This window comes from Mesorhizobium sp. B2-3-11, from assembly GCF_006442215.1.
In the GTDB taxonomy this organism is placed as follows: Bacteria; Pseudomonadota; Alphaproteobacteria; order Rhizobiales; family Rhizobiaceae; genus Mesorhizobium; species Mesorhizobium salmacidum.
Window position 1 is genome coordinate 42,699 of record NZ_VFVS01000028.1, and the last position, 14,022, is coordinate 56,720.

15 protein-coding genes and 1 riboswitch are annotated in these 14,022 nt (G+C 63.2%); of the genes, 5 read left to right on the forward strand and 10 right to left on the reverse strand.

The features are described 5' to 3' along the window. Position 1: 1 nt before the first annotated feature. From FJ960_RS27465 to FJ960_RS27480, 4 genes are all read left to right on the forward strand, one after another. Positions 2-964 carry a type II secretion system F family protein gene (locus tag FJ960_RS27465; RefSeq protein ID WP_140718240.1) on the forward strand — a complete coding sequence of 321 codons (963 nt, stop codon included), beginning with the start codon at positions 2-4 and terminating at the stop codon, positions 962-964. Between the two features lie 88 nt (positions 965-1,052). After that, positions 1,053-1,883 (forward strand): hypothetical protein, encoded by an 831-nt coding sequence (locus FJ960_RS27470; RefSeq protein ID WP_181174340.1) that lies wholly within the window; start codon positions 1,053-1,055, stop codon positions 1,881-1,883. Positions 1,884-2,020: 137 nt separating this feature from the next. After that, positions 2,021-2,494, forward strand: a complete 474-nt coding sequence (locus FJ960_RS27475) for a tetratricopeptide repeat protein (RefSeq protein ID WP_140718242.1) — start codon at positions 2,021-2,023, stop codon at positions 2,492-2,494. Between the two features lie 149 nt (positions 2,495-2,643). Next, complete coding sequence (locus FJ960_RS27480) at positions 2,644-3,843, forward strand: GGDEF domain-containing protein (protein WP_246672982.1); 1,200 nt, start codon at positions 2,644-2,646, stop codon at positions 3,841-3,843. On the opposite strand, the gene gcvP is transcribed toward FJ960_RS27480, so the two are convergent. The 3 genes from gcvP to gcvT are packed head-to-tail and all read right to left on the reverse strand — an operon-like array spanning position 3,844 to position 8,145. Next, positions 3,844-6,654 carry an aminomethyl-transferring glycine dehydrogenase gene (gcvP, locus tag FJ960_RS27485; protein ID WP_140718244.1) on the reverse strand — a complete coding sequence of 937 codons (2,811 nt, stop codon included), beginning with the start codon at positions 6,652-6,654 and terminating at the stop codon, positions 3,844-3,846. Between the two features lie 18 nt (positions 6,655-6,672). Next, positions 6,673-7,041: a glycine cleavage system protein GcvH gene (gene gcvH / locus FJ960_RS27490; RefSeq protein WP_027145002.1), complete on the reverse strand. Its 369-nt coding sequence runs from the start codon at positions 7,039-7,041 to the stop codon at positions 6,673-6,675. A 6-nt stretch (positions 7,042-7,047) separates the two neighbouring features. Further along, complete coding sequence (gene gcvT / locus FJ960_RS27495; RefSeq protein ID WP_140718246.1) at positions 7,048-8,145, reverse strand: glycine cleavage system aminomethyltransferase GcvT; 1,098 nt, start codon at positions 8,143-8,145, stop codon at positions 7,048-7,050. Between the two features lie 149 nt (positions 8,146-8,294). Beyond that, positions 8,295-8,381: riboswitch (glycine riboswitch) on the reverse strand. Positions 8,382-8,554: 173 nt separating this feature from the next. On the opposite strand from gcvT, the gene FJ960_RS27500 reads away from it, so the two are divergent. Then, on the forward strand, positions 8,555-9,556 hold the full coding sequence (locus FJ960_RS27500) for a hypothetical protein (RefSeq protein ID WP_140718248.1): 1,002 nt from the start codon (positions 8,555-8,557) through the stop codon (positions 9,554-9,556). Here the strand turns inward: FJ960_RS27500 and FJ960_RS27505 are convergent. The 7 genes from FJ960_RS27505 to FJ960_RS27535 all read right to left on the reverse strand — a co-directional run. Beyond that, positions 9,553-10,002, reverse strand: a complete 450-nt coding sequence (locus FJ960_RS27505; protein WP_140718250.1) for a GNAT family N-acetyltransferase — start codon at positions 10,000-10,002, stop codon at positions 9,553-9,555. The two genes, FJ960_RS27500 and FJ960_RS27505, sit on opposite strands and share 4 nt — an antisense overlap. Further along, complete coding sequence (locus FJ960_RS27510) at positions 9,989-10,780, reverse strand: molybdopterin-binding protein (protein WP_140718252.1); 792 nt, start codon at positions 10,778-10,780, stop codon at positions 9,989-9,991. Before FJ960_RS27510 ends, FJ960_RS27505 begins: the two co-directional genes overlap by 14 nt. Position 10,781: 1 nt before the next feature. Next, positions 10,782-11,663: a cytochrome b/b6 domain-containing protein gene (locus FJ960_RS27515; protein WP_140718254.1), complete on the reverse strand. Its 882-nt coding sequence runs from the start codon at positions 11,661-11,663 to the stop codon at positions 10,782-10,784. Positions 11,664-11,749: 86 nt separating this feature from the next. Continuing rightward, entirely contained in the window at positions 11,750-12,442 is a 693-nt protein-coding gene (locus FJ960_RS27520; protein WP_140503561.1) for a DUF1345 domain-containing protein, read from the reverse strand. A gap of 30 nt (positions 12,443-12,472) precedes the next feature. Then, positions 12,473-12,940 (reverse strand): YaiI/YqxD family protein, encoded by a 468-nt coding sequence (locus tag FJ960_RS27525; protein WP_140503563.1) that lies wholly within the window; start codon positions 12,938-12,940, stop codon positions 12,473-12,475. A gap of 64 nt (positions 12,941-13,004) precedes the next feature. Beyond that, entirely contained in the window at positions 13,005-13,574 is a 570-nt protein-coding gene (gene gfa, locus FJ960_RS27530) for an S-(hydroxymethyl)glutathione synthase (RefSeq protein ID WP_140503565.1), read from the reverse strand. 67 nt (positions 13,575-13,641) lie between these two features. Then, on the reverse strand, positions 13,642-14,022 hold a 381-nt coding region (locus FJ960_RS27535; RefSeq protein WP_140718256.1), incomplete at its 5' end, for a zinc-binding dehydrogenase.

A 14,022-nucleotide genomic window follows, 5' to 3' on the forward strand; every position in this document is an offset into this window, starting at 1 on the left:
CATGCAAGGCGTCATCGAATTCCTCGCCTCCCTCGCGCCGACGTCGCTGATGCCGGTCGCCATGCTGTTGCTGGCCGTGGGGGCCGCGGCGGTCGCCTGGCCGATGGTGGCGGCGAGGGGCGACCGCAACGAGGTCATGCGCCGGCTCAAGGTCGACCACGGTCCGGTGGTGGCCAAGCCCGAACCCGCGCAGAAGAAGAACAGCGGCGTCGTGCGCGAAAAAGCGGTGAAGAGGGCGCAGGAATTCTACGCCAAGAGCGACCCGGAAAATGTTGCCCGCCTGCGTTTGAAGCTCATCCAGGCCGGTTACATGGAGCCGCGCGCCGTCGGCATGTTCTTCCTCATCCGGTTCACGGCAATGATCGGTACGACGTTGGCCGTCTTCGTGCTCAACCGGTGGATGGCCAGCCCGGACGCGACCATGACCAGCCGGTGGACCTTCATCATCCTGTCGGGCGCTGCCGGGTATTTCCTGCCGGGCCTGGTCTTGACCCAGAAGGTGCGGGAAAAGATGCGCGAATACCGCAACGGCTTCCCCGATTTCATGGATCTGATGATCGTCTGCTCCGATGCCGGCATGAGCATGGAAGCGGGCGTCGAGCGCGTTTCGAAAGAACTCGCCAGGACCTATCCTTCGCTCAGCCAGAACCTGCAGCTCGTATCGCTCGAGCTTCGGGCGGGGCGCAGCCTCGACGACGCGCTGAAGGCGCTCGCCGATCGCCTCAGCCTCGACGAGGTACGCTCCTTCGCCACGCTCCTGCAGCAGTCGAAGGAACTAGGCACCAGCCTGTCGGGCGCGCTCAGGGTCTTTTCCGATGAAATGCGCCACAAGCGCATGTCGCTGGCCGAGGAGAAGGCGCATGCCTTGCCGGCAAAGATGTCCGTGCCGGTCGTGGTCTGCATCCTGCCGGTGGTTCTGATGATCGCCGTCATTCCCATCATCGTCAAAATGACGGGTCACTAAAGGGCGCCGCGTCGACGTAATCAGGCATGCAAACATCCGTCGAAGTGACACATCGGACCCGCAAAGTCCGCGAATAGACGAGAAGTCCATGCGAATACTGTTGCCCACCCTCTTGCTGGGCCTCGCCGCGGCCAGCTTGCCGCCGGCCCAGGCCGCGGCCGGCGATTGCGGCGATGCTGCCGCCTTGGTGCAGCAGGCCTATCCCAAGGCCCGCAAGAGCGCCGACGGCGCCTCGTTCACGCTCGAACCTCACACCAGCATCGCCCTGACGCCTCCGGGCTACGACACGCCAAGGCTGGTCTGCAAGATCTGGCCCGCCCATGACCAACTGCTGTTGGTCGCGGTACCGCTGATCGACAGCGCCCAATCCGTCGACGACATGCATATAGGCGATATCGAGCTTCTGGTCGTCGACAGGAAGAACCAGCAGGTGCGCCAGCGCCTGCTCCAGCCCGGGCTGATGAACGATGATGCCATCGCCATCCGCGGCATCGGATTCGATACAGGCCGCTATCAGCTGGCGTCCAAAATCACCGCCTTCGGCCTGCGCATCGACATGGCAACTCATTCGCAGGCCAATCCCTTCAGGGAAACCGACCTGCGACTCTATGCCCTCGAGGGCGATGCGCTACGGATGGTGCTCGATGGCTTCGACGTGGCCGGCTTTGGCGGCGAAGGCGATACCAATTGCGCCGGGTCCTTTCATTCTAGCCAGGTCAGCCTGGCGATGAGCCGGGCGAGCCATCAGGGCTATCACGATATCACCGTGACCGCGCAAATGAATACCGACGAACCCGCTCCCGACAAGAATGGCGAGTGCCAATCCCACCCCGGCAAGTCCGTGAAGCGGACTTACCGGCTGCGCTATGACGGCAACCGCTATCAGCTTCCGGCGACGCTCAAGGCCCTGGAGCCGTGAGAACGCCGCTGGCGATGGTTAATGGCTGGTGTGCCGGAAACCAAAACTTGGGCGCATTTCGGCACCGAAGCTTAATCGCTGTGCTGTAGTGTCTTTCCCTGAAGAACGACCCGGCAAATCGGGCGACGGGGCAGGGTATGCGTCAGATAAAATTTGCGGCGGTGGTCACGATGGCGGCCGTCCTGATGATCACCGGGTGCACGACGAACAATAACGTCGACACGACCAAGACCACCGCGATCCGGCCGGCAGCGAAGGATGTCGACACATCCGACCTGGCGCAAGGCAAGGCACAGTTTCGCGATGCCAACTACGGTCTTGCCGAAGCGCATTTCCGCAAGGCCGTCGAACTGAAGGCCGACAATGCCGAGGCCTGGATGGGGCTTGCCGCTTCCTATGACGAACTCGGCCGCTTCGACTTCGCCGACCGCGCCTATGGCCAGCTTGTGAAGGTCGCCGGCCGCAAACCGCAGATCGTCAACAACATGGGCTATTCGCAACTTTTGCGCGGCAACAAGAAGAAGGCCAGGGCGCTGCTGCTGGAGGCGAAGGCCGGCATGGCCGACCCCGCCGTCGTCGACGCCAATCTCGCCTTGCTCAACAAGGGCTGATGCCGTTTGATCCTCGCGCCGGCCAGGGGTGCGGTTTCGGGACAGGTGGCATCGACGCTTTGTAAACCGTATCCGCAGGTTGGGTCGAGAGATCGCCTGAAAACCATGTCCGAGGGCTGCCGCTGACCTAGGATGCGGCGCAACCGCCGATGCTCGAGAGGCCCCCGCCCGATATGCTGGATTTCAGTTCGCTCCTGCTCGCAGCCGCGCTGTCGGGCGTCTGTCTCAGTGTCACCATGTTAGCGATCTGGGCCACCGCGCCGCAGGCCAGATTCGTGCTGACGGTGGCATGCGGCATTCTCGTGCTCGTCGCGCATGTGATCCTGTTCTGGCATTATACCAGGGAGCCAGATCCGCTGCTTTGCCAGGTCGCGCTGGCGCTGCTCAGCCTGGGTTTTCTGATTATCTGCATTTCGGCCATGCAATATCTCGGTGTGCCGGACCACAGGCGTGCGATTGCTCCGACATTTGCCGCCATGGCTATCTGTGCGGCCGTGACCTTCATGGGCCTTGACGGTATCGGTTTCGTGATCACCTACGCGACGGTTACCGCGCTGCTCTCGACGATCGGAGCCATGTTCTGGATCAACGGCAGTCATGATCGCCGCATCCTGCTGGTGGTGTCGTTCCTGAGCGGCACCTGTGCGCTGTCGTTTGCCCTCTGCGGCGTGGTTCTGATGACCAAAGGGCAGTGGACGCTCGGCGTCGCGCCCGACAATTGGGCCGAACGCCTCAACTCGGTCGTGGCGGTGGCCTGTATGACCGGCCTCGGCGCATTGACGCTTTCGCTCCATCATTTGCAGGCGCAGATCGAGCTCAAGGCCGAGACCATGACCGACCCGTTGACCGGACTGATGAACCGTCGCGGTCTGACGTCGCTTTATGGCGAGCGCACCTTCGGCCCGTTCATGGCGATCGTCATGTTTGACCTCGATCACTTCAAGCGGACGAACGACATCTATGGACATCCGGTCGGGGATCAGGTCCTTTGCCGCTTCGCCGCCGTCATCAGGAAATATGCCAGGACCGGGGTTGACGCCTTTCGCTTGGGCGGCGAGGAGTTCGCGATCGTCATGTCGAGGATGACGGAAGAGCGCGCCTATGATCTTGCCAGCAAGATCGGCGTCGCTTTCGGCACGGAAATCGTGCCCACCCCGCTCGGTCCTTTGCGCAGCACGGTCAGCGGCGGGATTGGATTCGGCGAAGCCGACGGCAGCACCCTCGACGAGGTGCTGGCCAGGGCCGACTCCATGCTCTATGCCGCCAAGCGTGCGGGACGAAATTGCGTCATCAGCCGCAAAGGCATGGACAAGGCCGACCCGGTCAAATCGGCCTTGCGCTCCGCGTAGCTATTCGGCCGCACCCAGATAGTCCGACAGCGGCGGGCAGGAGCAGACCAGGTTGCGGTCTCCCGCGACATTGTCGATGCGCGATACCGGCGGCCAGTACTTTGCCGCTGTGTCGGCGTCGCCGGCGGGATAGGCCGCCTCGAGGCGCGAGTAAGGGTGGTTCCATTGACCGGCCAGCGCCTCAGCCGATGTATGCGGGGCGTTGACCAGCGGATTGTCGGCCAAAGGCCATTCGCCTTTGGCCACTTTCGCCGCCTCGCCGGCAATGGCGATCATGGCCTCGCAGAAGCGGTCCAACTCGCGCTTGGGCTCGGACTCGGTCGGTTCGACCATAAGCGTGCCGGCGACCGGAAACGACATGGTCGGCGCGTGGAAACCATAGTCGATCAGGCGCTTGGCGATGTCCTCGACGCTGATGCCGGCGCTCTCCTTGAGCACGCGGGTATCGAGAATGCATTCATGGGCGACACGATCGCTCCTGCCCTTGTAAAGCAGCGGGAAGTGCGGCGCGAGCCGCGTCGCCACGTAATTGGCGGACACGATCGCCGTCTCGGTCGCCTGCTTCAGGCCGGAAGCGCCCATCATGCGGATGTACATCCAGGTGATCGGCAGGATGGAAGCGCTGCCGAAGGGAGCTGCTGCCACGGCATGCGCCGAGCCTTCGGTGACATGGCCGGGCAGATAGGGTTTCAGATGCGCCCTGACGCCGATCGGACCAACGCCCGGTCCGCCGCCGCCATGCGGGATGCAGAAGGTCTTGTGCAGGTTCATGTGGCAAACGTCGGCGCCGATGTCGCCGGGACGGGCAAGTCCGACCAAGGCATTGAGGTTGGCGCCGTCGAAATAGACCTGGCCGCCATGCTCATGGATGAGCGCGCAGAGGTGGCGCGCGCCTTCCTCGTAGACCCCATGCGTGGATGGATAGGTGAACATCAGCGCCGCGAGATTCCTGGAATGCTCGTTGGCCTTGGCGCGCATATCGTCCATGTCGATGTTGCCGTCTTCCAGGCAGCGCACGACGACGACGCTCATGCCGGCCATCGCGGCACTCGCCGGATTGGTGCCATGCGCGGAGGAGGGGATCAGGCAGACGGTGCGATGACCCTCACCGCGCGAGCGGTGATAGGCGCGGATGGCGAGCAGCCCGGCATATTCGCCCTGGCTGCCGGCATTGGGCTGCAACGTCACGGCGTCGAAGCCGGTGATCTCCGACAGCCAGCCCTCCAGTTCGCCGATCATGGCGCGGTAGCCGGCCGAATGCGCTGATGGCGCGAAGGGATGCAAATTGGCGATTTCCGGCCAGCTCACCGGCGTCATTTCCGCCGCGGCGTTGAGCTTCATGGTGCAGGAGCCCAGCGGGATCATGGCGCGGTCGAGCGCCAGGTCCTTGTCGGCCAGCCGGCGCAGGAAACGCATCATCTCGGTTTCCGACTTGTTCTCATGGAAGACCGGCTGGGTCAAAAACTCCTTGCCGCGCGGCTTGCCGGGCACCGTGCTATCGGCGGAAGAAGCAGCCTTGGCGTCGAACAGAGCCGCGATCGCATCGAGGTCGGCATCGGTCGAGGTCTCGTCGAAACTGATGCCGACCTGGTCGGCGTCGAGCACACGCAGCAGCCGGCCGGTCTTTTCGGCGGCGGCGGCGATCCGGGCGGCCTTGCCTTTGACCTCCACCGTCACCGTATCGAAACGGCTGGAGCCGAGCACCGATACACCCGCGGCCTTGAGGCCGCTCGCCAGGCGGTTGGCCAGCGCATGGATGCGCCCGGCGATCGCCTGCAGGCCCGCCGGGCCATGCCAGATGGCGTATGCGGTCGCCATATTGGCAAGCAGCGCTTGCGCGGTGCAGATGTTGGACGTCGCCTTGTCGCGGCGGATGTGCTGTTCGCGTGTCTGCAAGGCGAGGCGATAACCGGGACGGCCCTTGCTGTCGGTCGACTGACCGACCAGGCGGCCGGGCATCAGCCGTGTCAGCTTGTCGGAGACGGCGCAATAGGCGGCGTGTGGGCCGCCAAAGCCCATCGGCACGCCGAAGCGCTGCATCGGGCCGACGGCAATGTCGGCGCCGAGTTTCGCCGGCGCGTCGGTCAGCGTCAGGCCAAGCGGGTCGGCGATGAAGACGATAATGGCGCCGGTGGCGCGCGCTTTTTCGATCGCCGCCTTGTGGTCGCCATAGACGCCAAAAGTGTCCGGCCAGGAGACGAGCAGGGCTGCGGTGTTGTCGTCGATCGTCTCGCCGTCGATCTCGATGCCGAGCGGCTCGGCGCGGGTGCGCACCACATCCAGCGTCTGCGGGTGCGGCGTGCCGGCGAGTGCCACCTTGGTGCGCTTGTCGCGGTGATGGCGTAGCGCGATGCCGACCGCTTCGGCGACCGCTGTCGCCTCGTCGAGCAATGAAGCCGATGCCACCGGCAGGCCGGTCAGTTCCGTGACCAGCGTCTGGAAATTGAACAGCATTTCGAGCCGGCCCTGGCTGATCTCGGCTTGGTAGGGCGTGTAGGCGGTGTACCAGGCCGGATTCTCGAACAGATTGCGCTGGATGACCGGCGGCACGTGGACGCCGTGGTAACCGGCACCGATAAAACTCTTCAGCACGGTATTCCTTGCCATGATCGTCGACAATTCGGCGAGCGCTTCGGCTTCGCTGGCCGGCTCCGGCAGGGCCAGCGGCTGGTCGAGGCGGATCGATCTCGGCACGGCCTGGCTGATCAGCGTCTCGACCGAGGTAACACCGAGGACGGCGAGCATGGCTCTGACGTCGGCAAGGCCGGGCCCGATGTGGCGGGCCGAGAAGGGGTAGGGTGCTGCGGTCATGTCGGTAAATTCCTGATGTCAGGCGATATGGGCTTTGTAGGCGGTCTCATCCATGAGGCTGGCGAGCTGGCTTTCGTCGGCGAGCTTCATCTTCCACAGCCAACCCGCGCCGGTTGCCGCCGAGTTGACCAGCGATGGGTCGGACGACAGCGTGCCGTTGGCCTCGGTGATCTCGCCATCGACCGGCGCGTAGACGTCGGAGGCCGCCTTGACGGATTCGACCACGACGGCGGTATCGCCCTTGGCGAGCTTCTTTCCCGTTTCCGGCAGTTCCACGAAGACGAGATCGCCGAGCTGCTCCTGCGCGTAGTCGGTGATGCCGACCGTGGCGATGCCGCCCTCGACGCTGAGCCATTCGTGATCGGCGGTGAAATAGATCTTTGCCATGGGGGTCTATCCTTTGCGGTAGCGATGAGGAGTGAAGGGCAGGGAACTGACATCGATCGGGATCTTCGTGCCGCGCACGTCGGCGAAGACCCGCGTTCCGGGCTTGGCCAGCGGGGTGGCGATATAGCCCATGGCGACCGGATGGCCGGCCGAGGGGCCAAAACCGCCCGATGTGACATGGCCGACGGGGTTGCCGTCGGTGTCAAACAGAGAAGCGCCGGCACGCACCGGCTGGCGACCCTGCGGTTTCAGCCCGACACGCTTTTGCGCCGGGCCTCGTTCCACGACGGCGCGCAAGGCATCGGCGCCGATGAAGGTGCCTGAGGCTCGGATCTCTTTCGGGATTGCCCACATAAGCGCCGCCGCGGCCGGGTCGGTTTCCGGCGTGATGTCTTGACCGTGCAGGCAGAGGCCTGCCTCCAGCCGCAGGCTGTCGCGCGCGGCAAGGCCGATCCAGAGCACACGCTCGTCCTCGAGCAGCTTCGCGACGAGTTCTCTTGCATCGGCCTCCGGCAGGCCGATCTCGAAACCGTCTTCGCCGGTGTAACCGGACCGGCTCATGAACCAGTTCTTTCGCGGCTCGATGCCGTGCATGAACAGCAGCGAGCCCGTCTCAAGGCCGGCGCGGGACAGTGCCGCCCACGCTTCCGGACCCTGGATGGCCAGGAAGATGCGGTCGAGTGGTTCGACCTTGACGTCGAAATCGGCTGCCAGCGCGCGCAAATGCTTTTCGTCGGCGACGGCGTTGCCGGCGTTGGCGACCACCATGAACCTCGTATCGCCGAGCCGGGTGACGATCAGATCATCCAGAATGCCGCCCGCCTCATTGAGGAAGAAGGTCAGCTTGGATTGCGAAATTTCGAGCGCACCGGCGTCTAGCGGGCAGGCGCGGTCGAGCAGCGCGACGGCGTCTGGCCCGCTGAGCTCGAACAGCTTCATGTGCGAGATGTCGAACAGGCCCGCATGTTCGCGGGTGTGAAGATGCTCCTTCATGACGCCGGCCGGATAGGTCAGCGGCATCGACCAGCCGGCAAAGGCGCCGAAGCGCGCACCGGCCGCTGCATGGATATCTTCGAGGGGAAGGTGTCTATCGTCGCCCGTCATGTTGTCTCCAGAGTCGCACGCAATCGGCCGCGAATGGCGACCAGTCCGTGCCCCTCTGTCTGAAGCCTGAGAGACTCGCGCAGCCGGAACTCTGTCAGCGGCGCTTACACCTTCGGCGCGGGGGCAAGCCCCGACTTTCCAGAGTGTCTTTCCCGTCTACGGTTCTTTTGCCTGAGAGATTTCGGGCGATTTCCCCTTCGGCGGCAGCTCTCGCTGCTCTCTCCCGCAAACAGGTAGGACTCAAACCCTGAGCCCTCGACGCGCCATCCATAGCCCGTCGGCGACACCTTGTCACCTCCCAGCGACATTGTTCTGACAAGTCTTCGCTAACCACGCCGTTTGCCGGTTTTTCAAGATACTCCTGATATAGCAGGCCAATGTGACGCGTTGGGGCGGACGGGGACGACAGATGGGCGAATTGATCATGAGCGCTGCGGTGGCGGGGCTGACTTCGAAGAACCGCATCGCTTCAGAGGATGTCGTAATGCTGCGCCGCGACGTGTTCGCCGACGGGGTGGTGACCCGGGGCGAAGCCGACGCGTTGTTCGCGCTCGACCAGACGGCGCGGGACAAATGCGCTGAATGGGCACCGTTCTTCGTCGAGGCGGTCACCGACTACATCGTCCACCAGGAAAAGCCCTCGGGCTACATTTCGCAGGAGAATGCCGATTGGCTGGTCCGCACGATTTCGCGCGACGGCTTGGTCGACAGCCGGACCGAACTCGAATTGCTGGTCCATGTGCTGGAAGAGGCGAAATCCTCGCCGAGCCGGCTTTGCGTCTACGCGCTGGAGCAGGTCGCCCACGCCGTCGTTGACGGCAAGGGACCGCTGATGCTCGGCGGTGCGCTGGTGCCCGGATTGATCGCCAGGGCCGAAGTCGAGCTTCTGCGCCGTATCCTCCATGCCCATGGCGGCGACGGCAACATCGCCATCACCCGGGCCGAGGCCGAGGTGCTGTTCAGGATCAACGAGCGGACGGCCCAGGCCAACAACGATCCGTCCTGGAATGACCTGTTCGTCAAGGCGATTGCCAATTTCGTCATGTGCTCGGCCGGTTACGGGGCGCCTACCCGCGAGGTGGCCCTGCGCCAGGAAACCTTCCTCGATCATGCCGATCCGGAAATCGGCGGTTTTTTCAGCCGCATGGTCTTCGGCGGCCTTGCCGGCATCATAGAGGCCTACCGGTCTCCTGACGACGTAGAGACCGAATGGGAAGCCAAGAACAGGGCAGCCGAGGCGCTGGCCCGTCGGGCCGAGACGATCGATGCTGGTGAAGCCGGATGGCTAATCGAGCATATCGGGGCGGACCGGCCTTTGTACGAGAATGAGCGCGCGTTGCTGACCCTGATCAAGCATGCCTCGCCGGAAATCCATCCGGCGCTGAAGCCGTTGCTCGACAAGGTAGCCTAAGCCGCACCGTCCGCTGCTATCGTTCTGCAAAGAATGATATTGAAATGGCCTTCGGGCCATCCCGCCAGTTCGGCCATCCGCTTGAAGCCAGCCTTTTCATGGAGGCCTGGTGCCTGGAAGTCGTGGCTGGAGACCCAGATCTTCTTGACACCGCGATCCGCGGCCTCGGCGACAAAAGCGTTGAGCAGTCGTCTTGCGTAGCCGCGACCGCGGTGAGCCTCGTCAATCCACATCAACGTGAGCTCGGACGCGCCCGCCCAGGAATAGCCGGCGGCAACTCCGATCGCGTGTCCCGCATCATCGCGGATGACAAAGGTCAGCCTTCGGTCATCGTCGCGGTCCGTTACACGCCGATTGTCGCGATGGAGACGTTCCTCAAGCGAACTCAATTCGACGGGCGACAGGTCGTGCTCGGCCTGTATGCGGGGACCATCAGATGCCGCCATACCAGTCGTAGCCATTGTCCTCCCAATAGCCGCCGCGGCCACCGCCGACATTGGCGAAGCCGTCGACCAGTTCGATCTTGTAGAGATATTTCGGCATCTTATAGCCGAGCTGGCGCTCGACGCGGACACGCAGCGGTGCGCCGTTCTCGACCGGCAGCGGCTTGCCGTTCACGCCATAGGCGAGGATCGTTTGGGGATGGCGAGCGTCGATCAGGTCGATGGTGCCGTAGTATTTGATGTCGCCCGACAGGCTGCGGTCGATCGTGTCGAGGCAATGGAACATGACATAGCGCGCCTGCGGCTTGACCACCGCCTGGTCGAGCACCAGCGCCAGCGGCGTGCCGGTCCACTTGGCGATGCAACTCCAGCCTTCGACGCAGTCGTGACGGGTGATCTGGGTGCGGCTCGGCATGTTCATCAGTTGCTCGCGGGTAAGCGACAGCGGCTTTTCCACGAGGCCTGAAACCTCCAGACGCCAGTCGGAGAAGTTGTTGGCGAGCAGGTTCTTGTAGCTGTCGTCATCGGGCGCGGTCACGCCGTTCGGCCGTTGCGGCTGGCGGATATCTGCCTCGGTGAATTCCGGCGCCAGCGAATTGCCGCCGCCGAGCAACCGCTGTGCCCTGTGGGTCAGGCCGTTGGCATTTTCGAGGAAACTGCGCAGGCCGCTGCCGATGCTGAGCTGACTGTCGAAGGCGTCGCAGCCCGACAGCATGACGCCGGAAGCGCCGAGGCTGGCTGCGGTCAGGAATTTCCGGCGGCTGATCTGAAATTTCGTCATTTCAGGCACTCCTCTCGGGCGTTTTGTCGTCATGCACGGGAGGATCGGTGCGGTACCAGCCGGTGATGATCGAACGCAGTTCGTTGATTGGCCCGGCGGCCACAATCATCAGGATGTGAATGATGAAGAAGGCGACCAGCAGAACCATGACGGTGAAATGGATGGTGCGGGCGGTCTGCCGTCCGCCGAGCAATTCATTGAGGAACGGCAGCACCGAATTCATGCTCGGCGACATGGCGAGGCCGGTGATGATCATCAGCGGCAAGAGTACGAACAGAACGCCGCCATAGGCCATTTTCTGCAGCGTGTTGTATTCGCGCGTGTGGTGGAATTTCAGCCTGGCGTGATTGGCGATGTCCCGCGGCAAGCGTTTGAGGTCATCCAGGCGCGGCGCCAGATCGCGGCGGATGTGGCCGTTGATCAGGCTGGCGACCAGCCAGACGATCAATGTCGTCGTCAGTATCCAGGCAAAGAAGAAATGGATGACGCGGGCGGTGCCGAGATCATAGTAGGAGGGGATCGTCGCCCAGGATGGGAAACCGCGCGCCGTCTCGTTACCTGCCGGACCCGACCAGCCGAGTACGCCTGTCGTGTCGAAACGGTGCCCGAAGATTTCGGTGTAACCGCGCGGCCCGGCATTGGTGTTTTCGGCGCCTATAGCGAAAACGGTGTTGTTGTAGGCGAAGCCGGATTGCTTGCCGATGTAGAGCTGAGGCCGGGCATTGAAAATCTGCAGGCCGGAAAGAAGCATGAAAAACAAGGAGATGGCCCAGAGCCAGTGTGTCAGCCGCGTCCAGCTCGACTGCCGGTAGATCAATGGTTTCTCTTTTGAAGCGGGGAGACCCGGTCCAATTTCGGATTGGCTTCTGGCAACCGATTCCATCTTGTCTGGTCTCCCGGCCTTGCGGCTTGTCCTACGTGTTCATTGTCCTCCTGATACGTCGCGATCCAAACCGATGTTTCATCCGATCACGGATTTATTATGGACGGACCGCCCAGGCTGACGGCGAGATTGACGGCCGCGGCGACGATGACCGTGTTGAAGAAGAACGACAGGATCGAGTGGACAAGCACGACACAACGCATATGCGTCGTCGAGATGTTGGTGTCGGCGGTCTGTGCCGTCATGCCGATGACGGTCGAGAAGTAGAGGAAATCCCAGCCCTCCGGGCGTCTGTCGCCCGGGAACAGCAGGCCACCGACCGGGATCTTCTTGTTGGTGCCGATGTCGACCGCGTCGCCGTCCATCCAGTAGACATGGGCATAATGGAGCGCCGCCATGGCATGGATGGTAAACCAGCCGAGCGGGATCGACAGCAGTGCGAAGCCGAGTTCGATCGGGTGATCCCCATCCTTCCGATTGATCAGCAGGAACAGCGAGATAAGCGCAACGCCGACAACAGTGAGGGTCACCGCGAAGATGACCAGAACCGGCTGGTCGGTGGCGCGTGCGTTCTTGCTGAGATATTTGCCGGTGAACTTGGGCATCTGACTGACGACAAGAACGACGTAAGCAGCAAAAAATGCGTTGGCGCCGATCGAATAGGCGAGCGGGGCGTGCAGCAGCAACGCCATAAGCAGCGCAAACGCACCGATACAGGCCGACACCGCGAACAGCATATGGCGCTGCATCGGTTTCTCGATCGGGGTTTCGGCGGCCATGGCGGTCTCCACCTGGATGGCGCGTGGTTGCTACTCCGGTGTGACGGATTTCAGCGCCCGCCGCAAGATACGGTCGAGTTCGCCGAGAAACCGGGAGCGATCCTGCGGCGCGAAGCTGGCATTGTAGCCCTTGCTCTCGCCAGTCTCGCGCAGGTGCTGCTTGAGGTCGCGCATCGCCACCGCCATGCCGATCGTCTCGGGCGTGAATGGCCGCCCGGTCGGTCCCAGCACATGGGCGCCGAGCGCCACCGTACGTGCGGCAAGCGGAATGTCCGCCGTCACCACGATGTCGTTGGGCTTGGCGTTCTCGACGATCCAGTCATCGGCGGCGTCGGCGCTCTTGGAGACCACGACATTGCGGATCATCGGGTCGCGCGACGGACGCAGGCCCCCATTGGAGACGTAAGTGACGACGACGCCAAGGCGTTCGGCGACCTTTTCTACCTCGGCCTTGACCGGGCAAGCGTCGGCGTCGACGTAGATGGCGGGTGAGGGCATTGTCTCTCCAGAAACGAGCAGGGGCCGGAAATGTATCCGGCCCCTGCCTGAAAATCTTTGGTGATCAGGCCGGCAAGGCGCCGGACTTCTTCGCCGTCCAGGTGGCAATGTAATCCATCAGGCCAGGGTTGAGGCAATCGTAAGGCTCCAGGCCGATTGTCTTCAGCCTGCCGCGAATGCCGTCCATGCGGCTCGGGTCGACACCCGATTCGATGATCGACGAGACAAAGGCGGTGAAGCCTGGAGGCGACCAGCCGTCTTCCTCGAAGCGCTCGGGGTGAATGAAGGACAGGCCCTTGAACGGATGATCGCGCTCGACCGGTCCATGCATGTGGACGCCGCATTGGGTGCAGGCATGACGCTGGATCAGCGCTGAGGGGTCGACCACCTTCAGCTTGTCGCCGTTCTCGGTGACCGTGACATCGCCGGTACCGGCAACCGCTACCACCGAGAACATAGCGCCTTCGGGCTTCCAGCATTTGGTGCAGCCGCAGGCGTGGTTGTGGGCGATCTGGCCCTTGACCTTCACCTTGACCGGCTTGCTGGTGCAGGCGCAGACCAGCGTGCCGCCGGCAAAGCTCGCGCTTTCCCTGGGCAGCCCATTGTCGATTTTCGGATGCAGTTTCTCCGCCATTTTTTCTTTCCTCCCATGTTTCACCACAGGGGTCGCTGGCCGGATGGCCGGCGGCGTGTGGCTGTCTTCAGTAAACCACGACACTCCGGATCGACTTGCCCTCATGCATGAGGTCGAATCCCTCGTTGATGTCATCGAGCTTCAGCGTGTGGGTGATCATCGGGTCGATCTGGATCTTGCCGTCCATGTACCAATCGACGATCTTCGGCACGTCGGTGCGGCCGCGTGCGCCGCCGAAGGCGGTGCCCATCCAGCTGCGGCCGGTGACCAGCTGGAACGGCCGGGTCGAAATCTCCTGGCCGGCGCCGGCGACGCCGATGACGACCGACTTGCCCCAGCCGCGATGCGAGGCCTCCAGCGCCTGGCGCATGACCTTGGTGTTGCCGGTGCAGTCGAATGTGTAGTCGGCGCCGCCGATCTGGTCGGCACCGCGCTTGGTCATGTTGAC